Below are 18,830 nucleotides of genomic sequence, written 5' to 3'. Positions count from 1 at the left end.
GCCCTCCGTTTGTCAGGAACCGTCATGGACATTCAATCCCCTGCCTTGAACGAACTATTCGATCTGATTCCCGTGATCATCATGGGGTGGGTGACGCCAGTTAAACCGGCCGGCATTGCGGATGGCGGTATCCCCAAGAGCCTTTACGACGATCAGCCCAGAGGGCTGAGATGTCTGATCGACCCGTGGAGCGAACTCCAGCGACGTTCCTGGACAATGGCTGTGGATGATCGAGCTGATTTATACGTCAATGACGATCCCTTTCCGGTGGCTGGCAAAGATGTAGGGCCCGGAGAAGAACAGCTGCGCATGGAGTTGTATGTGCCCCATGGGCGGTTGTTGCATGGCATCAACCGGTTGCATTACAAGGTAACCCGTCCCAGTCAAAACGGTGAATCATCCAGGGACCTGCACGTGCTTTATCACTTACGGGCACCGGGTGAGCCGGCGCCCCAAGGCCTGGATCTGGTGATCCCGTCGGATGTGCTCCGTGATGGGGTCAGCGCCGAGCGGGCGGCGCAGGGTGTGGCGTTTGGTTTTACCTATTCCAATCCGCGAGATTACGACAGCATCAGGTTTTTAGTGGGCGATGTGACCGTTCCAGTTGACGGATTTGATGCCTCCAGACCGGTGACGCATACGCTGTTTACCGACACATTCAGACAGGCAGGGGACAACCCCAATACAGCGCTCCAGTTCACGGTGACTGACCAGTTGGGCAACTCCAACCAGTCGTCGATCAAGTACTTGGATATCCATTTGGACCGCGTGCTGATTGCTCCTACTCTTACCAATGTCAAGGATTCCACCGGCCAGGAGATTCCTGACAGAGGCGAAACAACCAGCACCACCTTGGCGCTGTCGGGTCAGGCAAGTAATGGCAAGGAAATCGAGGTCTACGACGGCAGCGGAGCCAGTGCCGTCCCTAAGGGCAAAGCGCTTACCGATGCGACAACTGGCCTATGGACCAAAGAAATTACCGTCCCGGTCGGTGCTCGCCGCCTGTATGCAAAGTCGCTCTACCACCCTACGAACATATATTCGAACGTACGCACCCTGACCGTGATGCCTGAACCCCTAAGCATCGATACCAGCGACGCCATTCTCGACCAGTTAATGTTTAGAGCCGATAAGTTTCCTGATCGTCCGCCAGTAGGGGCGTTCGTAGAGCGGATACCGTCGGGAGGTGTGCCTCCCTATATCTATACTTCCAGCGACCCAGAGGTGGCAGAGCTTTTTTCATCATCAGAACCGCGGGTTGTATCGAAGCGCTCAGGGACCGCTACGATAACCGTTGGAGATCAAATGGGTGCACGCGTGTCTTACCGAGTCATTACTTCCAAGGTTTGGCTGCTGTTTGACTTAGGCAAAGACAATGATTGGCAGACATATTGGAATTGCTCGGGGGCTGCGTGGACCGCCGGAGGGGGCATCCCTGACCTGGTGACTTGGGGAGCACTTCGAACCATCCATGACGGCGACCCAGGTTTGGGTGACTCGCGTGCATGGACTTCGGACCAAGGTCCTGGTGAAAGGACTGTTTATACAATCAACCCCAAGACAGGACTCCGAGAGCTACTGTCCCAGGATAGCGACTATGCAAGGGGATGGATGATCAAAGAGGTATGACCTTTCCTTGGCATTGATGCGACGAGACTGGCAACGCTGTGCAACAGGTAAACCCTGCCAGCCAGTTTGCGGCTGCTGCGCAGCCGAGCGGGAGCAAGCAATCTCCCTTGCCACGGGGGGTTAAGGCTGGACGACAGCCCCCGGCACCAACGGCAGCTCCAGCGTTGCGATGAACCCGCCGCCAGGATGATTGCCCAGCACCAGCGTGCCGCCATGGCGTTCGGCGGCGCGGCGTGCGATGGCCAGGCCCAGGCCATGGCCGGCGGCGGTCTGGCCTGGCGCACGGTAGAACGGCTCGCCCAATTGCCCCAGGTGTTCGGCCTCCACGCCCGGCCCGTGGTCGCGCACGCTGATCAGGATCCGGTCGCCCTGGCGCGCCGCGCGCATCTCGATGGGTTGCCCGGCCGGATTGAAGCGCTGGGCGTTGCGCAGCAGGTTGTCCACTGCTCGCTCGATCATGGTCGGCCAGCCCTTGAGGGTCAGGTCCGCCTCGGTTTCGAGCTGCACGGTTTGTTCCGGTGAGGCCAGTTGCGCATCTTTTTGCAGGGTAACCAGCAAGCCGTTGAGTTCCACCTCTTCGGCGCTGGCGTTGTCGGCATCGACCCGGGCCAGCACCAGGATTTCACTGATCAGCGCTTCCAGGCGATCGCATTCGCGGGTCAGGCGTGGCCAGAGCCTTTCACGTTCCTCGGGGCTGGCCCGTTCAGCCAATGCCAAGGCGATGCGCAGCCGGGCCAGGGGCGAGCGCAATTCGTGGGACACGTCGCGCAGTAGTTGTCGCTGGCTGGTGATCAAGCTTTGCAGGCGCGCGCCCATGCGGTTGAAATCAGTGGCCAGTACGCCGAACTCATCCCGCCGGTTGGCCAGCTTGGCGAGGCTGTTCTGCTGATAGGCGGCCTGGCCCAGGTCATGCACCGCACCACGCAGGCGACTCAGCGGACGGGTGATGGAAAGCGTCACCAACAGGCTGAACAACGTCAGCACCACCAGCGCGATCCCCAGCGCACTGAGGGGCCAGAGCAGGCTGTCGCGGTGCCAGGCATCCAGTTCGGGATGGGGAATGCGGTAAATGAACAGATACGTGTCACCGGTTTTGGCGCTGGTGAATTCGTCGGTCAGTCGCCGCCAGGGCAGGCGTCGCTCGTTGTTGTTCTGCCGAGCTTCGAAGGCCGCGGCGCGATGGGGGAAGGTGCCGCGCACCACCGGGTCGCCGCTTTCGTTGAACACCTGGACGTCGATGTGATACTGGCGCTTGCGCTGTTGCAGGATGTCCTGGGCGGCGTCCTCGCCCTGGCTTTCGTAGGTTTGCGTCCACTCTTCGGGCAGGGTATTGAGACCCGGGTGGCGGCTGAGGATCCAGGCGTCCTGATTGAGCATGTGGCCCATCAGGATCGAAAGCCCTGCAACCAGGGCGATGGCCAGCCAGAAACTGGCCAGGATGCGCCAGAACAATGAACGCACGGTAAATCCTCGAAAACAAAGAAAGCCCAACGGCGATTTGCCGTTGGGCTGGGGGTGTCAATGCATTATTGCGCTTTTTGCGGCTGTTGCGCTTTCCAGGCCTTGAACTCAGCCCACTCGGCGCGACGCTCGGCCTGTTTCTTCTGGATCGCGTCGAACTCTTTCTGCTGCTCAGGCTTCAACAGCCCGCGGATCTGGGCATCGACCTTCTGATGCCGGGCCTCCATTTCGTCCTGCATGGCTTTCTGGTCGGCTGGCGACAGCTTGGCCAGGTACTTGTCTACCAGTTCGCGTTGTTCGTGGCGCTGTTCGCCCATGATCCGGCGAATCTGCTGGCGCTGTTCGCGGCTCAGGTCCAGGTCGCTGAAGGGACCTTTGTCATGCATCATGCCGCCGTGGCGCGGGCCATCCATCGGACCCATCGGGCCGGCGTCTCCAGGCATGGCCATGGCGACGGTCGGCAGGGCAGCAGCGAACATCAGAGCGATAAGGGTCTTGCGCATGGTGTGTCTCCTTGTCTCGTTCCCGGTCAGTTCCGGATGAGTGCAGATTACGGAGATCAAGGTCAGCGGCGGTCAGGGGTGGGTAAAGCTTGGGTAAAGACGGTTTGGTGCGGACCTGACAAATCTGCAGGGCCGGACACAAAGCCCTGTGGGAGCTAGGCTTGCCCGCGATGAAGATAACGCGGTCTCCGAGGGAACCCAGGCGCCTGCATCGCGAGCAAGCTTTGCTCCCACAGCCCCGCGGCGCAGTGTTCAGAGGCTGTAGTAGTAACCACGGCTACGCAGCGCCACGATGCGCGGGCGGCCGTCGGGGTGGGGGCCGATTTTCTTGCGCAGGTTGCTCACGTGCATGTCGAGGCTGCGGTCGTACAGGGTCAGCTTGCGGCCCAGGGCGATCTGCGCCAGTTCCTGCTTGTCCAGCGGCTCGCCCGGCTGCTTGAGCAACGCTTCGAGCAGGCGGCTTTCGGAAACGGTGAGGGTTTGTTCCTGTTCATCGATGCTGACCACGCCGCGCACCGGGCTGAAAGTCAGGTCACCCAGTTCGATCTGGCTGGACACGGCCGTCGGGTGGCTGCGGCGCAGCACGGCGCGCAGGCGGGCGGTCAGTTCACGTGGGTCGCAGGGCTTGGCCAGGTAGTCATCGGCGCCCAGTTCCAGGCCGAGGATACGGTCCAGCGGTTCACCCCGGGCCGACAGCATCAGCACCGGCAGCTCCGGGTGATCGCTGCGCAATTGCTTGAGCAGTTCCAGGCCACTGCCGTCGGGCAGCATCACGTCCAGTACCACGGCTGCCGGGGCGGTTTCGGCCAGAGCCTTGCGGGCACTTTGGCCATCGTGACAGGCCCGGACCTGAAAACCTTCCTGGCTCAACCAGCTTACAAGGAGCTCGCACAGCTCCTGGTCATCGTCTATCAGTAACAGCTCGCTCATGACTCACTCAATTTAGCCATTGCCGACGTTGTCTACGTCCACCGCTGGCAAAGATACCGCACAGCAGGGCCAATAGCGCTACCCCGGCACCGATGACAAACCATTGCTGTTGATCGGTCAACAGGCGTGGCAGGGGGCTGGCCTGGGCTTCCTTGAGTTGCAGCTTCAGGCGTTGGTTCTCCTGGCGCAACCGGCCCAGCAATGCGCTCTCGCGCTCGGTGTCGGCGCTTTGCAATTGCTTGCTCAGTTCTTCGCGCTGGCGTTCGCTGTCTTTCAAGCGTTGCTGCAGTTCGGCGATCTGGCCGCCGGCACTCAGGGACAAAGGCGTCGAATGACTGCCCTCGGTGCTCTCCTCGCCATGGGCGGGAGCCCCGATCGCCAACGTGACCAATAACAGGCACAACGGACCTTTGCGCATTGCAACTCCTGAATTCCAATCGAGATTAGACAGGTTGTCGGCAGGCAAATGAGAAAGATGAGCAACTGGGGGCAATGAGCCGTGAAGGCTCATCGCGCCAGGGGCATTTACGGCATGACTTGCTTGAATGGCTTGACCACGACATTGGCATAGACGCCGGCCGCAACGAACGGGTCGGCCTCGGCCCATTGCTGCGCAGCGGACAGGGAGTCGAATTCGACCACCATCAGGCTGCCGCTGAAACCTGCGGCGCCCGGGTCGTTGCTGTCCACCGCCGGGTGCGGGCCGGCCAGCACTACGCGGCCTTCGTTCTGGAGTTTTTGCAGGCGCTCCAGGTGCGCGGGACGAGCGGCCTGGCGTTTTTCCAGGGAGTTGGCGACGTCGGTAGCAATGATTGCGTAGAGCATGTCAGTCCTCGGTTTTTGGCGTGGTGGGGTCGGCATCATGCAGATGACGGGACAGGTAGATACCCTGGCCAATCAGGAACAACAGCGTCATGCCCAGGCTACCGAAGACCTTGAAGTCGACCCAGTACTCCTGGAACGTGAACGCAACGAACAGGTTGGCGGCACCGCAGAACAGGAAGAAGGCGATCCAGGCGATGTTCAACCGGGTCCAGATCAGTTCCGGCAGGTTGATGGCATGGCCCATGATGCGCTTGATCAGCAAGCGGTCACCGATGAAGTGGCTGCCTATGAAGGCCAGGGCGAACAGCCAGTTGACCACCGGGGCCTTCCATTTGAGGAAGGTTTCGCTGTGGAAGGCCAGGGTCAGGCTGCCGAACACGAGGCAGGCGATCAGGGTCAGCCACTGGCTCTTCTCCAGCTTGCGCTGGGACACGAAGAGTGCGCCGTAGACCACCAGGGAGCTGATGATCAGCACTGCGGTGGCGCTGTAAATACCGCCTACAGTCAAGGAATGACCGGCGAAGTCGACGGCCCGGGGATCAAGTTTGTAGACGATGAAAAACAGCAGGAGCGGGATGAAGTCGATGAATTGTTTCACAGTGGCAGCCAGAAGCAGGATGTGGCGGCATAATAACAAACATCCTTGGCCGCGATAGGGCCAGCTGATTTGAGGTAACAAACTCTCGTGAATGTTGATTTGCACTGCCATAGCACGGCCTCCGATGGCGCCCTGGCGCCTGCGGTTGTGGTGGCGCGGGCGTTCGAGCACGGCGTGCGAGTCCTGGCCCTGACCGATCACGACACCCTCGAGGGCCTCGACGAGGCCCGCAGCGCCGCCACGGCGCTGGGCATGCAGCTGGTCAATGGGGTCGAGTTGTCGTGTACCTGGGGCGGGGCGACCATTCATGTGCTGGGCTATGGTTTCGATGTGAATGCGCCCGCTTTGGTCCAGGCCATCGCACAGCTGCGCGACGGGCGCTGGCTGCGTTCCGAAGAGATCAGCCGCAAGCTGGCCCTCAAGGGCATGCCCGGTGCGCTGGACGGCGCCCGGCAGATCCAGCAGGAACTGGGCGACAGCGGCAACGCACCGGCCCGCCCACATTTTGCCGACTGGATGGTGCGCGAAGGGTTCGTCAAGGACCGCGCCGAAGCGTTTCGCAAATGGCTGGGGGCCGGCAAGCTGGGGGACGTCAAGCAGCACTGGCCGACGCTGGAAGAAACCGTCGAGACCCTGCGGGCCGCTGGCGCATGGGTCAGCCTGGCACATCCATGGCATTATGACTTCACTCGCAGCAAGCGCCGTCGCCTGGTCGCCGACTATATTCAAGCGGGGGGCCATGCCATTGAGGTGGTCAACGGCCATCAGCCTGCCGAGCAGGTCGGCAGCCTGGCGATACTGGCCCGTGAGTTCGGCCTGCTGGTCACCGCCGGCAGTGATTTCCATGGCCCTGGGGGCTGGTCCGAGATTGGCGAATACCGCCCGTTGCCGGAAGATCTGCCACCACTATGGTGTAGATTCAAACATGATCCCGTTACCGCCGCCGTCTGAACAGGTAGAACACGTGAGTCAATTTTTCCAGATTCATCCGGAAAACCCGCAAGCGCGCCTGATCAAACAGGCCGTGGAAATCATTCGTGGCGGTGGCGTGGTGGTCTATCCCACCGACTCGTCCTACGCCATCGGTTGCCAGATCGGCGACAAGAATGCCGTGGAGCGGGTACGACGCCTGCGTCAACTGGACGACAAGCACAACTTCGCGCTCATCTGCAGCGACCTGTCGCAGTTGGGCCTGTTCGCCAAGATCGACACCGGCACCTTCCGCCTGCTCAAGGCGCATTTGCCGGGGCCATACACCTTTATTCTCAATGCCACGCGGGAAGTCCCGCGGCTGTTGCTGCACCCGAAAAAACGCACCATCGGCCTGCGGGTGCCGAGCCATCCCATTGCCCTGGCGCTGCTGGCGGAACTGGGTGAGCCGCTGATGAGCGTGACGCTGATCATGCCCGGCGAGAGCGAGCCGTTGACCGATCCCTATGAAATGCGCCAGATCCTCGAGCATCAGGTGGACCTGATCATCGACGGCGGTTTCGGCGGCATGTCGGCGTCCACGGTGATCAACCTGGCCGATGGCGAGCCCCAGGTGGTGCGTGTCGGTTGTGGCGATCCGACGCCGTTCATGGTCGAGGCCTGAATGTCCGCCGTGGAAACCGCCGTGGACCGTACAGACAGCCAGGCCGGCGCGCAGCAGGAGCTGCCGTTCGCCATGGTCTATGGCCAGGCGGTCATGGAAATGCCTCTGGACCTGTACATTCCGCCAGATGCGCTGGAAGTGTTCCTCGAGGCCTTCGAGGGCCCGCTTGACCTGCTGCTGTACCTGATCCGCAAACAGAACATCAACATCCTCGACATCCCGGTGGCGGAAATCACCCGCCAGTACATGGGCTACGTCGAGTTGATGCAGTCGGTGCGCCTGGAACTGGCGGCCGAGTACCTGGTGATGGCGGCCATGCTGGCCGAGATCAAGTCGCGGATGCTGCTGCCGCGCTCGGCAGAGGTCGAAGCGGAAGAAGACGACCCGCGGGCCGAGCTGATCCGCCGCTTGCAGGAGTACGAACGCTTCAAGGTCGCAGCCGAAGGCCTCGATGGATTGAACCGGGTCGGGCGCGATGTGGTGGTGCCCAAGCTCGATGCCCCCGAGGCGCGGGCGCGCAAGTTGCTGCCGGATGTGAGCCTGGAAGAGTTGCTGATGTCCATGGCCGAGGTCCTGCGCCGGGGCGATATGTTTGAAAGTCACCAGGTCAGCCGCGAAGCGCTGTCCACCCGCGAGCGCATGAGCGATGTGCTGGAGCGGCTCAAGGGCGGCGGCTTCGTGCCGTTCGTCGAGCTGTTCACCGCCGAGGAGGGGCGCTTGGGTGTCGTCGTGACGTTTATGGCGGTCCTGGAATTGGTCAAGGAATCCTTGGTCGAGCTGGTGCAGAATGAGCCGTTCGCAGCGATCCACGTGCGGGCACGAGCCGAATAACGAGCAAATCAATGAATCTGACTGAACCCCGCGAGCTGGCCCCCTTGCTTGAAGCTTTCCTGTTGGCCTCGGGAAAGCCGCAATCGATGGAGCGCCTGTTCGAACTCTTTGAAGAAGGCGAGCGACCTGAGCCGGCCGTATTCAAGAAGGCCCTGACGCTGTTGGGCAAATCCTGCGAGGGGCGGGCCTTCGAACTCAAGGAAGTGGCGTCCGGTTATCGCCTGCAGATCCGCGAGAAGTTCGCGCCATGGGTTGGGCGCTTGTGGGAGGAGCGGCCGCAGCGCTATTCCCGCGCCATGCTCGAAACCATGGCGTTGATTGCCTACCGCCAACCGATCACCCGTGGCGAGATCGAAGATGTGCGTGGCGTGGCGGTCAACAGCCATATCGTCAAGACGTTGCTGGAGCGCGAGTGGATCCGTGTCGTTGGCTATCGCGATGTGCCCGGCAAACCGGCGATGTTCGCCACCACCAAGGCCTTTCTCGATCACTTCAACCTGAAGAACCTCGATGACCTGCCGCCGCTGGCCGAACTGCGGGAGCTGGAACCCGAGCCTATGCTGGAGTTCGACGACGCCCCGGTGCCCCAGGGCCTGCAGGAACTGGCCGACGCCAGTGCCGAGCCCGAGGAGCCGAAGGAAGAGACCAGTTTCCACTCGTTGTTGCTGGAGCTGGACACCATGGAGGAGGGCTTGAAGACCGATTTCGACGACCTGCTGCGTGAGGGGCCGGGGCCAGAAAGCGAGACAGATGAGTTGCCGGAGCCTGACAGCGAGGCGGAACCAGAGCCAGAGCCAGAAGCGGAACCGGAGCCGGAAGAAGACATCCTCGGCGTTGCCCAAGCCCGGGAAAAGCTGCTGGCCGCCGTCGCCGCCCTCCAGCTGCCGGAACCCGAACTGAGTGATGAAGAAGCCGAAGCCCGGGCCTTGGCCGAAGCGATCGAGAACGAACGGCGACAGTTCGACGACTGATCCGATTTTTTGGTGATTGGACCTCCGCTATCGCGAGCAAGCTCGCTCCCACAGTGGATCTGCGGCGGTCACAGGAACCCGGTGCATCCCAATCCCTGTGGGAGCGAGCTTGCTCGCGATAGCGGTCTGACAGTCAACACCGGCAATCGCGAGCAGGCTCGCTCCCACATGATTCGTGCGCCGCACCGGTCGGCGGAAAAAGCGCCGGGCGCGCGTTGATCAGCTAGTCTCTGATGCGCAATCGCCTTAACGAGCGTATGATTCGCGACCCTTTGGCGATCCCTTCGTCGAAGACCCGTTTTCAAAGCGTCAGGCCAAGCCTGGCTCGACCACACCGGGAGGTGCCCAGAATGAAAGACCAAGACCAGAACGACAGCCAGGAAATCGGCCCAGCAGGCGAAAAGCTGCAAAAAGTCCTCGCCCGTATCGGCGTCGGCTCGCGCCGTGACGTGGAAGCCTGGATCACCCAGGGCCGGATCAAGGTCAATGGCAAAGATGCCACCTTGGGCCTGCGTGTCGACATGCACGACGCCATCACCATCGATGGCAAGGTGATCAAGCGCGAAGAGGCCGCCGAAACGGTGCGTCGCGTGATCATGTACAACAAGCCCGACGGCGAGATCTGCACCCGTGACGACCCGGAAGGCCGTCCGACCGTGTTCGACAAGATGCCGCGTCCCAAAGAAGGCCGTTGGATCAACATCGGTCGCCTGGACATCAACACCACCGGTTTGCTGATGTTCACCACCGACGGTGAACTGGCCAACCGCTTGATGCACCCGTCCTACGAGATGGACCGCGAATACGCCGTGCGTGTGCGTGGCGAAGTCGACGACGAGATGATCGAGCGCCTCAAGGCCGGCGTCGTGCTGGAAGACGGCCCGGCGCGTTTCACCGACATCAAGCAGGCGCCCGGCGGTGAAGGCTTCAACCACTGGTACCACTGCGTGGTGATGGAAGGTCGTAACCGTGAAGTACGTCGCCTGTGGGAATCCCAGGGGCTGGTGGTCAGCCGCCTCAAGCGCGTGCGTTTCGGTCCGGTGTTCCTCAATTCCGACCTGCCGATGGGCCGCTGGCGCGAAATGAGCCAGTACGAAGTCGACATCCTGGCAGCCGAAGTGGGCCTCAAGCCCGTGGCAATGCCGCAGATGACCGCCAAGAGCAAGGACAAGCTGGAGCGGATGCAGCGTAAATCCTCGCGCCCGATGGGCAAGACCGAGCGCGTGCGTACGCTGCGTCCGGCTGCCGAAGGCGCACCGACCGGTCCGCGTCCTTCGCGCGAGCCGCAGATCGAAGGCGAACGCCCGGCCCGCAAGCCTGCTCCGCGTCAGGACGGTGAGCGTGGTCCACGCACGCCGCGTCCGGCCAACGGTCGGACTGAACGTGGTGAAGGGCGCGGTGCTCCGGCTGGCCGCGGTACGCCAGTCGCCGATCGCCCGGCCGACACCAAGCGCCCGGCCAAGCCCGCGCCGAAAAAGCGCCCGGGTATCGTCCTGGCCGATCGCGATGCGCCATCGGGTAAACGCCGTGGTGCACCGGCAGGTTCGGGACAGCGTCCGGGGTTTGGGCGTCGTAAGCCGGAGTGATCGGCGAGCGCCCATGAAAAAAAGCCAACTTTCGAGTTGGCTTTTTTTTGAGCAGACTTTAGTGATGGGGCGCAGGTGAGTCCGCCTTCGCGAGCAAGCCCGCTCCCACAGTTGATCTTCGGTGGATGGAGATAGGTGTTCGACACCGTTCCAGTGTGGGAGCGAGCTTGCTCGCGATGGAGGCATCAGCCTTGCAGAAATCCCAACCTAAAGCACAAACCGCCCATCAAACATCGGCTCATTATCCAGCGCCAACATCCCCTTCTCGAAAATCAGATCCAGGTGATGGCTGCCCTTGGCCCCGCCGCCGAGCCCCAGGTGCAGGCCGCAATGGCGCTCCTCGAAACCGGCATTGCGGGCGTACAGGCTCTTGACCCCTTCGTTGGTGCCGATCCCCAGTTCCTCGATGCGGCGGTTGGACGGGTTGGCGTCCAGGTATTTGTTGAAGTCGTGCTCCAGACCCGGCACCTCGGTGGCGATTTTCTGGATGGTGGAGTCTTCGATCCACAGCTCCAGCGGCGATTGCAGGACGCCGTATTTGCGCGCGAACGGGATGGTGCTCAGGAAGGTGCCGACAAAATTCACTCGGCCATTGATGGTGTCGCTGTGAGTAGCGATTTCGCCGGGGGCCAGATCGTAGTTGCCGAGGCCGTTGATGTCGGTCCATTTCTTCACGCCGCCCAGGGCGGTGTCGAAATACGAACCGTGGTCATCCTGGAAACTCAGGGTCGTCGCCTGGGACATGCGCCGGATCAGGTGACTGTTGAGCCCGGCGATACGCTGGGGAATCACGCTGAAAGTGTCATAGAAGTAGTCGCCGTAGTCCTTGAACAGCAGCGATTTCTTCCAGTTGTCGGCCATCACGCCTTGCAGTGCGCGGACAAAGTCCGGGCCGTCGGGGCGAGGGTTGGGCAGGGTGGAGGAGTCGTAGAAGAAAATATACAGATCGCTGTCGGCAATGGCCTTGGACAGGCGTTCCGTGGGTTCAAGGTCCAGGCGCATGGCGCTGAACCGGAAGGGCGAGCCGCTGCCGGCCTGTTCGGCGATGGCGCCGGTCAGCGCTTCGTAGTCAGCGGTATGGCCGAGCAACACCTTGGCGGGCTGGATGCCGGCCAGGGCGGGATGGTGTTCGAGGTAGTAAAGGAAATGTGAGATGGCTCGTTGTGTGTCCATGCTTATTCTTCCCTGACAAGTTCATTAAACGTCCCTGACAACCGGCAAAAGTGGCGGAGTCGACCGGCCGGATCGCCTCCGCCGGGCGGTGCCTACAGAGGCCACATCGCCGTGCCGAATGGAACGACGGCATCGGCCTGCATCATTTCAACGGCGGCTTCATGGGTTGGGGCTTCAAACCATTCGTCCAGTTGCAGTTCGGTTTCCAAGTCTTTGTCCAGTGCTTGCATAGTGAATCTCCTAGATGACTTTTACGGAAATAAGCGGCTCGATTCGGCGAATGGAAACAGGCCGGCAACGGCACCGCAGAACTTGTCGGCACGATGCCTGGGCAAGTCGCTGAAAACCTAGTCGAGGGATTTTTGGATTGCAAAAAAATAATTTTATTTTTTTTGTTTGAACTTTTTGTTCCATTTTCAGCGACGGCATTAGTCATTCAAAAACAGCCGCCTGGGTGTTTTTTTAAATAGGTAGCTACCTACCGTCAATTTGCAGTCAGCCCCCGGAAATTTCCTGCTTGGAAAGTTTGCGTTACGCACCGTAAAGGAATGCTGACGATTTTTGCCTTGTGAACGGGCCTCTATCGGCGTTTCGGATGGCTGTAAGAAAAAGCTGCCGAGGGCCCCGGTTTGACGAGTTTTCTGATACTTCGCAGCGCTTGTTTCAGGCCAAGGGGAAGGGTCAGATGCGCGCCATACCTGAAGTGCGGGTAAGACGCTGATCCGGTGGTGTCTGGCAGCAGGAGGGCCGCAGTGTACAATGCGCGGCGTTTTACTGTGACCCTTAGCGTACCCACGCATTTTCAAGGTTATCCGCCTTGTTCACTCCGCCACGTCATAAGCGTGTCGGGTTCGATTTCGTCACAGATAAAAACAAATAGGTGACGCATGACCGTTGTAGAAAATACGCATTCGGGCGAGCTGAAGCGCGGCCTGAAAAATCGCCACATTCAACTGATCGCCCTCGGTGGTGCGATCGGCACCGGCCTGTTCCTCGGCTCGGCGGGGGTGCTGAAATCAGCCGGCCCGTCGATGATCCTTGGCTACGCCATCTGCGGCTTCATCGCCTTCATGATCATGCGCCAGTTGGGTGAAATGATCGTCGAAGAGCCGGTGGCCGGTTCCTTCAGCCACTTTGCCCATAAGTACTGGGGCGGTTTCGCCGGGTTCCTCTCGGGTTGGAACTGCTGGATTCTCTACATCCTGGTAGGCATGTCCGAACTGACTGCAGTCGGCAAGTACATCCATTACTGGGCCCCGGACATTCCGACCTGGGTCTCGGCGGCGGCATTTTTCATCCTGATCAACGCCATCAACCTGGCCAACGTCAAAGTCTTCGGCGAGGCCGAGTTCTGGTTCGCGATCATCAAGGTCGTGGCGATTGTCGGCATGATTGCCCTGGGCAGCTATTTGCTGGTCAGTGGCCATGGCGGGCCGCAGGCGTCGGTGACCAACCTGTGGTCCCACGGCGGGTTCTTCCCCAACGGTGTGAGCGGGCTGGTGATGGCCATGGCGATCATCATGTTCTCTTTCGGTGGCCTGGAAATGCTCGGTTTCACCGCCGCTGAGGCCGACAAACCGAAAACCGTGATCCCCAAGGCCATCAACCAGGTGATCTACCGGATCCTGATTTTCTACATCGGTGCGCTCGTGGTGCTGTTGTCCCTGACCCCTTGGGACAGCCTGCTGACCACGCTCAACGCTTCCGGCGATGCCTACAGCGGCAGCCCGTTCGTGCAGGTGTTCTCGATGCTGGGCAGCAACACTGCGGCGCATATCCTCAACTTCGTGGTGCTCACCGCCGCGCTGTCGGTGTACAACAGCGGCACCTATTGCAACAGCCGCATGTTGCTGGGCATGGCCGAGCAGGGCGATGCGCCCAAGGCCTTGTCCAAGATCGACAAGCGCGGCGTGCCGGTGCGTTCGATCCTCGCGTCGGCGGCTGTCACGCTGGTGGCGGTGCTGTTGAACTACCTGATCCCGCAGCATGCGCTGGAGCTGCTGATGTCGCTGGTGGTCGCGACCCTGGTGATCAACTGGGCGATGATCAGCTACTCGCACTTCAAGTTCCGCCAGCACATGAACCAGACCCGCCAGACGCCGCTGTTCAAGGCGCTGTGGTACCCGTACGGCAACTACATCTGCCTGGCGTTCGTGGTGTTCATCCTGGGCGTGATGTTGCTGATCCCCGGCATCCAGGTATCGGTCTATGCGATTCCGGTGTGGGTGGTGTTCATGTGGGTGTGCTACGTGATCAAGAACAAGCGCAGTGCCCGGCATGAACTGGCTGTGGCGGCTGCCACCAAGTAAGCAAGCCTGAAATACAACAAACCCGGCCAAGTGCCGGGTTTGTCGTTCAAGGAAGGTACAAAATCTGTGGGAACAAGGCCTGTGGGAGCAAGGCTTGCCCGCGATGCAGTCACCGCGATTTATCGATAAACCGCATTACCGTTCATCGCGGGCAAGCCTTGCTCCCACAGACCTCTCCACAGGCCAGACTCCCACAGACGTCTCCACAGGCCAGGCTCTCACAAGCCTCATTCCAGCGGTTTCGAGTATCCTGTGGGTCCTGATACCGGATACTTTCCATGCTGGCGATTTCCAACACCGTGCACATCCCGGACGCCGAGATCGAGCTGACGGCCATCCGCGCCCAAGGGGCAGGGGGGCAGAACGTCAACAAGGTCTCCAGCGCTGTGCATTTGCGCTTCGACATTCCGGCCTCGTCGCTGCCCGAGTTCTACAAGGAGCGGCTGCTGGCCCTGCGCGACAGTCGCATTACCAGCGATGGTGTATTGATCATCAAGGCCCAGCAATACCGTACGCAGGAACAGAACCGGGCCGATGCCCTGGAGCGCCTGACCGAACTGATCCTCAGCGCCACCAAGGTCGAAAAGAAGCGCCGTCCGACCAAACCGACCCTGGGTTCGAAAAAGCGTCGCCTGGAATCCAAGACCAAGCGCGGCTCGATCAAGGCCGGGCGCGGCAAGGTGGACTTCTAGCTTTTCTCCCGTTCCTGGCGATGCCTCGGCGCCTGTCGGTACAGGTAGACGCTCAATGCCAACCCGCCCAGGGCCGCCAGTGCGGCGAATAGAAAGATCGAGGCAAAGCCGAAGCCCGCGGCAATCGCACCGGCCAGCGGTCCGGTGATCCCCAGCGACAAATCAATGAACAGTGAATAAGCACCCACCGCCGCCCCGCGGCTGGAGGCCGGCACCAGGTTGACCGCTTCCACGCCCAGCGCCGGAAACACCAGGGAAAAGCCGAAGCCGCTCAACGCCGCGCCCGCCAGGGCCCAGTGGGCATCCGGTGCGAGCCACAACAGCAACAGGCCCAGGGTTTCCACCGACAGGCAGGCAATCGCCACACGAAAGCCGCCCAGACGGTTGATCAGGTTGCCGAACAGCAGGCGGGCGCCGATGAAGCTGGCGCCGAACAGGCTCAGGCACAGCACGGCGTTGTCCCAGTGCTGGGTGGCGTAGTACAGGGTGATGAAGGTCGCGATGGTGCCAAACCCGATGGAACCCAGGGCCAGGCCGCAGCCGTGTGGCAGCACACGCCCCAGCACGTGCATGAACGGCAGGCGTTCGCCAGTGACGATGGGCGCGGCGGTTTTGCGCCAGGCCAATGCCAACCCCAGCAAGCCGAGCAAGATAATGCTCACGCCCATGCTCCATAGCCCCAGCGCATTGACCAGCCACACCCCCAGCGGTGCGCCTATCGCCAGCGCGCCGTAACTGGCGATACCGTTCCAGGAAATCACCTTGGCGGTATTCGCCGCGCCGACCCGGCCGATGCCCCAGCCAATCGAACCGGAGCCCACCAGGCTTTCCGCGCTACCGAGCACCAGGCGACCGATCAGCAGGCTGATCAGGCTGAACGTTGGCAGGTGGGGCGTCCAGGCAGACACCAGCATGAACACACCACTCAGCCCGCAGCCGGCGAGGCCGAACATCACCGCGCGCTTGCTTCCCAGGTTATCGATGATTCGCCCTGCATAAGGACGACTGAGCAGAGTGGCCAGGTATTGCACGCTGATCACCAACCCGGCGATCACCGCGCCGAAGCCCAGTTCGCCGTGGACGAACCCGGGCAGTACGGCCAGGGGAATGCCGATATTCAGGTAGCCGATGAATGTGAACAGGACGATGGAAACGACTTGCAGCGTGACCGCCAGGGGGCGCTGGGAATCTGACATGGGGTAAAGGTCCACGGAGCAGCAGGATAGGTAGGCTGCTTATGATAACGGCGACCGTGGGGTCAGGGCGGGGAAAAGTAAAACTATTTGCCCAATGGTGGTTCAGCTGCCGTTCTCACCGCTGACCAGGCGTGTGGTCACCAGTGCGGCGATGGCGTTTTCTTCGCTGCCAAAGCGCGCCAGCAGGGCTGCTTGTTTCTCGGCAGGAAGGCGGGTCCAGATCTCGACCATTTTTTCGGCAGTGCCGATCAGCACGCTGGCCTGGGCTTCGCTGAATGGAGGGGTGTCATCGGTCATGGAGGGCTCGGGATTCAGGCAGTGTGGAAAGCGCATCTTAGCGCTTTCCACACGGTCTGGTGGTGCGGGTCAATCAGTCTTCGCTGTCGGCCTGGCGGCGTTCAGTGGCTTCTTTTTTAGGCTCGGGTTGCTGGGCGTCTGCTTGCCCCCCGGCTTGTAGCGTGGTCGTCTGCTCAGTGTCGTGCAGGCTTGGGAAGGGGAGATTAGGGATCTCGTGCATATCGCGCTCCTCGCAAAGTCTGTGGATAGATCTGGTAGATCCGCGCTTTTACAAAGCCTGGGCAGGATACAGCAGGAGAAATGACAAAAAGACTTTTAAATCCCGTCGGGCCGACAAAAGGGATTGTCTGGACAAGTCATGACCAATCCCTCCGTGCGGCGTCCTGGCGCAACTTTTTCAGCCCCGGCTACCGGCCGTTACCAGTGGTCGGCAAGGCTCAAGAATGCCTCTGCAAGGCCGATGGTCTGTACAAATCCTTTGGCATTCGGTTTCGACACCGGACATGGAAGTCGGGGCGTCGTTAGCTCTTTTTACCCCCACGAGATTCTTTCCATGTTTCTACAAAAATCCTTGAGAGCCCAGATCCTTGCCCTGCTCAGCGGCAGTCTGTTGGCGATGCTGCTGATCGCCCTGGCGTCCTTCCATTTCCTGTCCGAGGGTGTCCAGAATTATCGCCAACTGATTGATGGCCCGTTGCGCGCCTCACAATTGATCGACGAGGCCAACCTGCAATTCAAGGTGCAGGTCCAGGAATGGAAAAACGTCCTGTTGCGCGGCAAGCAGCCAGCGGACCTGGATAAGTACTGGAAGCAATTCGAGGAACGCCAGCACGATGTCCAGGGCATTCTGGGTGAGTTGATCGGGCACAAGGACCTCCCAGCCCAAATCAAGGCGCGCATTGAACGCCTGCGGGACGAACACCGTCAGTTGGGTTCGGCGTACCAGAAGGGCCGGGACGCGTTTGTGGCGGCAGGTGCTGATGCGACGGCTGGTGATGCAGCGGTCAAGGGCGTCGACCGTGCTGCCAGTGAGCAGATGAGTGAGCTGGTCGCCGAGTTGCACAAGATGGGCAGCGAGCAATCGGTGTCGATCAGTACCGGGGCCGACCGGACCATTCTGCTGGGTACTGTGGTGATGCTGGTCTCAGGCCTGCTGATTGGGGTGTTCAGCCTGTGGATGGTCAACCGCAATCTGGTGCAGCCTATCCGCAACCTGATCGCATACGTGACCCAATTGAGTCACGGCCGTTTCGCCGAGCGGGTCGTCAGCAATCGCCAGGACGAACTGGGCGATCTCGCCCTGGCGGCCAATACCTTGCGCGATTTCCTCGCCGAAACCTTCACGCGCCTGCAACGCAGTGCCACGGAGCTGGACAGTGCCAGCGGTGAACTCAATGCCATCGCCAGCCTGATGAGCCAAGGCACCAGCGAACAATTCGAACGCACCGATCAGGTGGCAACGGCAATGAACGAGATGTCCGCCACCGCCCAGGAAGTTGCCCGCCATGCCGCCGATGCGGCGCGGGCTGCCGATGATGCCGATCACTCGGCGCAGCAGGGCGAGAAAGTGATGCAGGGCACTATCCACACCATCACCCAGATGCGCGGCGAGATTGCCAACACGGCCACGGTGATCCGTCGTCTGGAAACCGACAGCGGGCGCATCGGTAAAGTGCTTGAAGTGATTCGCGGGATTGCCGAGCAGACCAACCTGCTGGCCCTCAACGCTGCCATCGAAGCGGCCCGGGCGGGGGAGGCCGGACGTGGTTTCGCGGTGGTCGCCGATGAGGTTCGCAACTTGGCCCAGCGCACGGCGTCATCGATCATCGAGATCAATCAGATTATCCAGACCGTGCAGACTGGCGCAGTGGACGCGGCCCAGGCCATCGAAAGCGGGCAGTCGCGCAGTGAAGAAAGTGTCGAGCAGGTGACCCAGGCCGGCGCCATGCTGGAACGCATCACCCAGGCGGTGGAAGCGATTCGCGACATGAACCGCCAGATCGCCACCGCCGCGGAAGAGCAGACCTCCGTGGCCGAAGACATCTCGCGCAACCTCACCGAAATCACCTGCATCGCCAGCACCAACCTCGACAATGTGCAGCGCACCGAAGCGGCCAGTCGGGATTTGCATGGGTTGTCGGGGCAGTTGAATGAAGTGACGGCGCGGTTGAGTGCCTAACCCCAGTGGCGAGGGAGCAAGCTCCCTCGCCACACAAGCTTATGCGAACCTGAGGT

General features: G+C 61.0%; 20 protein-coding genes. 9 read left to right on the top strand and 11 right to left on the bottom strand.

Annotation, left to right across the window (positions count from 1 at the left end; genetic code table 11):
- Nucleotides 1-24: 24 nt before the first annotated feature.
- Nucleotides 25-1,629 (top strand): hypothetical protein, encoded by a 1,605-nt coding sequence (locus KI235_RS23345; protein WP_003204887.1) that lies wholly within the window; start codon nt 25-27, stop codon nt 1,627-1,629.
- A gap of 120 nt (nt 1,630-1,749) precedes the next feature.
- Here KI235_RS23345 and KI235_RS23340 read toward each other — a convergent pair whose 3' ends face one another.
- From KI235_RS23340 to KI235_RS23315, 6 genes are all read right to left on the bottom strand, one after another.
- Nucleotides 1,750-3,090, bottom strand: coding sequence for a HAMP domain-containing sensor histidine kinase (locus tag KI235_RS23340; protein ID WP_003204884.1), 1,341 nt, complete (start codon nt 3,088-3,090; stop codon nt 1,750-1,752).
- Between the two features lie 65 nt (nt 3,091-3,155).
- Nucleotides 3,156-3,593, bottom strand: a complete 438-nt coding sequence (locus KI235_RS23335; protein ID WP_027911855.1) for a Spy/CpxP family protein refolding chaperone — start codon at nt 3,591-3,593, stop codon at nt 3,156-3,158.
- A gap of 252 nt (nt 3,594-3,845) precedes the next feature.
- The gene (locus KI235_RS23330) at nt 3,846-4,523 is read right to left on the bottom strand and encodes a response regulator transcription factor (protein WP_003204879.1); all 678 of its coding nucleotides are present in this window, start codon (nt 4,521-4,523) and stop codon (nt 3,846-3,848) included.
- Nucleotides 4,524-4,530: 7 nt separating this feature from the next.
- A complete protein-coding gene (locus KI235_RS23325) occupies nt 4,531-4,941 on the bottom strand; it encodes a translation initiation factor 2 (RefSeq protein ID WP_028237363.1) in 411 nt (136 codons plus the stop codon).
- Nucleotides 4,942-5,048: 107 nt separating this feature from the next.
- On the bottom strand, nt 5,049-5,348 hold the full coding sequence (locus KI235_RS23320) for a YciI family protein (protein ID WP_003204875.1): 300 nt from the start codon (nt 5,346-5,348) through the stop codon (nt 5,049-5,051).
- Between the two features lies 1 nt (nt 5,349).
- Entirely contained in the window at nt 5,350-5,946 is a 597-nt protein-coding gene (locus KI235_RS23315) for a septation protein A (protein WP_003204874.1), read from the bottom strand.
- Nucleotides 5,947-6,033: 87 nt separating this feature from the next.
- On the opposite strand from KI235_RS23315, the gene KI235_RS23310 reads away from it, so the two are divergent.
- The 5 genes from KI235_RS23310 to rluB all read left to right on the top strand — a co-directional run bounded on the left by KI235_RS23310 (nt 6,034) and on the right by rluB (nt 10,928).
- Nucleotides 6,034-6,897 (top strand): PHP domain-containing protein, encoded by an 864-nt coding sequence (locus KI235_RS23310; RefSeq protein WP_212795323.1) that lies wholly within the window; start codon nt 6,034-6,036, stop codon nt 6,895-6,897.
- 13 nt (nt 6,898-6,910) lie between these two features.
- Nucleotides 6,911-7,540 carry an L-threonylcarbamoyladenylate synthase gene (locus tag KI235_RS23305; protein ID WP_003204870.1) on the top strand — a complete coding sequence of 210 codons (630 nt, stop codon included), beginning with the start codon at nt 6,911-6,913 and terminating at the stop codon, nt 7,538-7,540.
- Between the two features lie 132 nt (nt 7,541-7,672).
- Nucleotides 7,673-8,371 carry a ScpA family protein gene (locus KI235_RS23300; protein WP_165826070.1) on the top strand — a complete coding sequence of 233 codons (699 nt, stop codon included), beginning with the start codon at nt 7,673-7,675 and terminating at the stop codon, nt 8,369-8,371.
- 11 nt (nt 8,372-8,382) lie between these two features.
- Nucleotides 8,383-9,342: an SMC-Scp complex subunit ScpB gene (gene scpB / locus KI235_RS23295; RefSeq protein ID WP_003204867.1), complete on the top strand. Its 960-nt coding sequence runs from the start codon at nt 8,383-8,385 to the stop codon at nt 9,340-9,342.
- A 350-nt stretch (nt 9,343-9,692) separates the two neighbouring features.
- Entirely contained in the window at nt 9,693-10,928 is a 1,236-nt protein-coding gene (rluB, locus tag KI235_RS23290) for a 23S rRNA pseudouridine(2605) synthase RluB (protein ID WP_003204865.1), read from the top strand.
- Nucleotides 10,929-11,135: 207 nt separating this feature from the next.
- Here the strand turns inward: rluB and KI235_RS23285 are convergent, their stop codons facing one another.
- A complete protein-coding gene (locus tag KI235_RS23285; RefSeq protein WP_003204863.1) occupies nt 11,136-12,101 on the bottom strand; it encodes a hypothetical protein in 966 nt (321 codons plus the stop codon).
- Between the two features lie 92 nt (nt 12,102-12,193).
- The gene (locus KI235_RS23280; RefSeq protein WP_003178782.1) at nt 12,194-12,331 is read right to left on the bottom strand and encodes a hypothetical protein; all 138 of its coding nucleotides are present in this window, start codon (nt 12,329-12,331) and stop codon (nt 12,194-12,196) included.
- Between the two features lie 657 nt (nt 12,332-12,988).
- Between KI235_RS23280 and KI235_RS23275 the strand changes: the two genes are divergently transcribed.
- Together KI235_RS23275 and arfB are read left to right on the top strand one after the other, a co-directional pair.
- A complete protein-coding gene (locus tag KI235_RS23275; protein WP_038858465.1) occupies nt 12,989-14,410 on the top strand; it encodes an amino acid permease in 1,422 nt (473 codons plus the stop codon).
- A 278-nt stretch (nt 14,411-14,688) separates the two neighbouring features.
- Nucleotides 14,689-15,102 (top strand): alternative ribosome rescue aminoacyl-tRNA hydrolase ArfB, encoded by a 414-nt coding sequence (arfB, locus tag KI235_RS23270; protein WP_013694088.1) that lies wholly within the window; start codon nt 14,689-14,691, stop codon nt 15,100-15,102.
- On the opposite strand, the gene KI235_RS23265 is transcribed toward arfB, so the two are convergent.
- The 3 genes from KI235_RS23265 to KI235_RS23255 form a co-directional block, all read right to left on the bottom strand.
- A complete protein-coding gene (locus tag KI235_RS23265) occupies nt 15,099-16,298 on the bottom strand; it encodes an MFS transporter (RefSeq protein ID WP_003204857.1) in 1,200 nt (399 codons plus the stop codon). The two genes, arfB and KI235_RS23265, sit on opposite strands and share 4 nt — an antisense overlap.
- Before the next feature lie 102 nt (nt 16,299-16,400).
- Nucleotides 16,401-16,631: a hypothetical protein gene (locus KI235_RS23260; RefSeq protein WP_003204855.1), complete on the bottom strand. Its 231-nt coding sequence runs from the start codon at nt 16,629-16,631 to the stop codon at nt 16,401-16,403.
- Between the two features lie 37 nt (nt 16,632-16,668).
- Nucleotides 16,669-16,815 carry a hypothetical protein gene (locus KI235_RS23255; RefSeq protein WP_212795322.1) on the bottom strand — a complete coding sequence of 49 codons (147 nt, stop codon included), beginning with the start codon at nt 16,813-16,815 and terminating at the stop codon, nt 16,669-16,671.
- A 333-nt stretch (nt 16,816-17,148) separates the two neighbouring features.
- Here KI235_RS23255 and KI235_RS23250 point away from each other — a divergent pair, with 333 nt between their 5' ends.
- Entirely contained in the window at nt 17,149-18,774 is a 1,626-nt protein-coding gene (locus tag KI235_RS23250) for a methyl-accepting chemotaxis protein (protein WP_013694087.1), read from the top strand.
- Nucleotides 18,775-18,830 lie beyond the last annotated feature (56 nt).

The organism is Pseudomonas sp. St386 (assembly GCF_018325865.1).
Lineage (GTDB): Bacteria > Pseudomonadota > Gammaproteobacteria > Pseudomonadales > Pseudomonadaceae > Aquipseudomonas > Aquipseudomonas brassicacearum.
This window is presented reverse-complemented; position numbering and strand designations above follow the sequence as displayed.

Excerpts from the sequence above, each read along its gene's own strand:
- scpB (WP_003204867.1), top strand. The coding sequence starts at position 8,383 with ATGAATCTGACTGAACCCCGCGAGCTGGCCCCCTTGCTTGAAGCTTTC.
- KI235_RS23260 (WP_003204855.1), bottom strand. The coding sequence starts at position 16,631 with ATGCGCTTTCCACACTGCCTGAATCCCGAGCCCTCCATGACCGATGAC.
- KI235_RS23280 (WP_003178782.1), bottom strand. The coding sequence starts at position 12,331 with ATGCAAGCACTGGACAAAGACTTGGAAACCGAACTGCAACTGGACGAA.
- KI235_RS23285 (WP_003204863.1), bottom strand. The coding sequence starts at position 12,101 with ATGGACACACAACGAGCCATCTCACATTTCCTTTACTACCTCGAACAC.
- KI235_RS23330 (WP_003204879.1), bottom strand. The coding sequence starts at position 4,523 with ATGAGCGAGCTGTTACTGATAGACGATGACCAGGAGCTGTGCGAGCTC.
- KI235_RS23320 (WP_003204875.1), bottom strand. The coding sequence starts at position 5,348 with ATGCTCTACGCAATCATTGCTACCGACGTCGCCAACTCCCTGGAAAAA.
- KI235_RS23255 (WP_212795322.1), bottom strand. The coding sequence starts at position 16,815 with ATGCACGAGATCCCTAATCTCCCCTTCCCAAGCCTGCACGACACTGAG.
- KI235_RS23265 (WP_003204857.1), bottom strand. The coding sequence starts at position 16,298 with ATGTCAGATTCCCAGCGCCCCCTGGCGGTCACGCTGCAAGTCGTTTCC.
- KI235_RS23335 (WP_027911855.1), bottom strand. The coding sequence starts at position 3,593 with ATGCGCAAGACCCTTATCGCTCTGATGTTCGCTGCTGCCCTGCCGACC.
- KI235_RS23250 (WP_013694087.1), top strand. The coding sequence starts at position 17,149 with ATGTTTCTACAAAAATCCTTGAGAGCCCAGATCCTTGCCCTGCTCAGC.
- arfB (WP_013694088.1), top strand. The coding sequence starts at position 14,689 with ATGCTGGCGATTTCCAACACCGTGCACATCCCGGACGCCGAGATCGAG.
- KI235_RS23345 (WP_003204887.1), top strand. The coding sequence starts at position 25 with ATGGACATTCAATCCCCTGCCTTGAACGAACTATTCGATCTGATTCCC.
- KI235_RS23275 (WP_038858465.1), top strand. The coding sequence starts at position 12,989 with ATGACCGTTGTAGAAAATACGCATTCGGGCGAGCTGAAGCGCGGCCTG.
- rluB (WP_003204865.1), top strand. The coding sequence starts at position 9,693 with ATGAAAGACCAAGACCAGAACGACAGCCAGGAAATCGGCCCAGCAGGC.
- KI235_RS23325 (WP_028237363.1), bottom strand. The coding sequence starts at position 4,941 with ATGCGCAAAGGTCCGTTGTGCCTGTTATTGGTCACGTTGGCGATCGGG.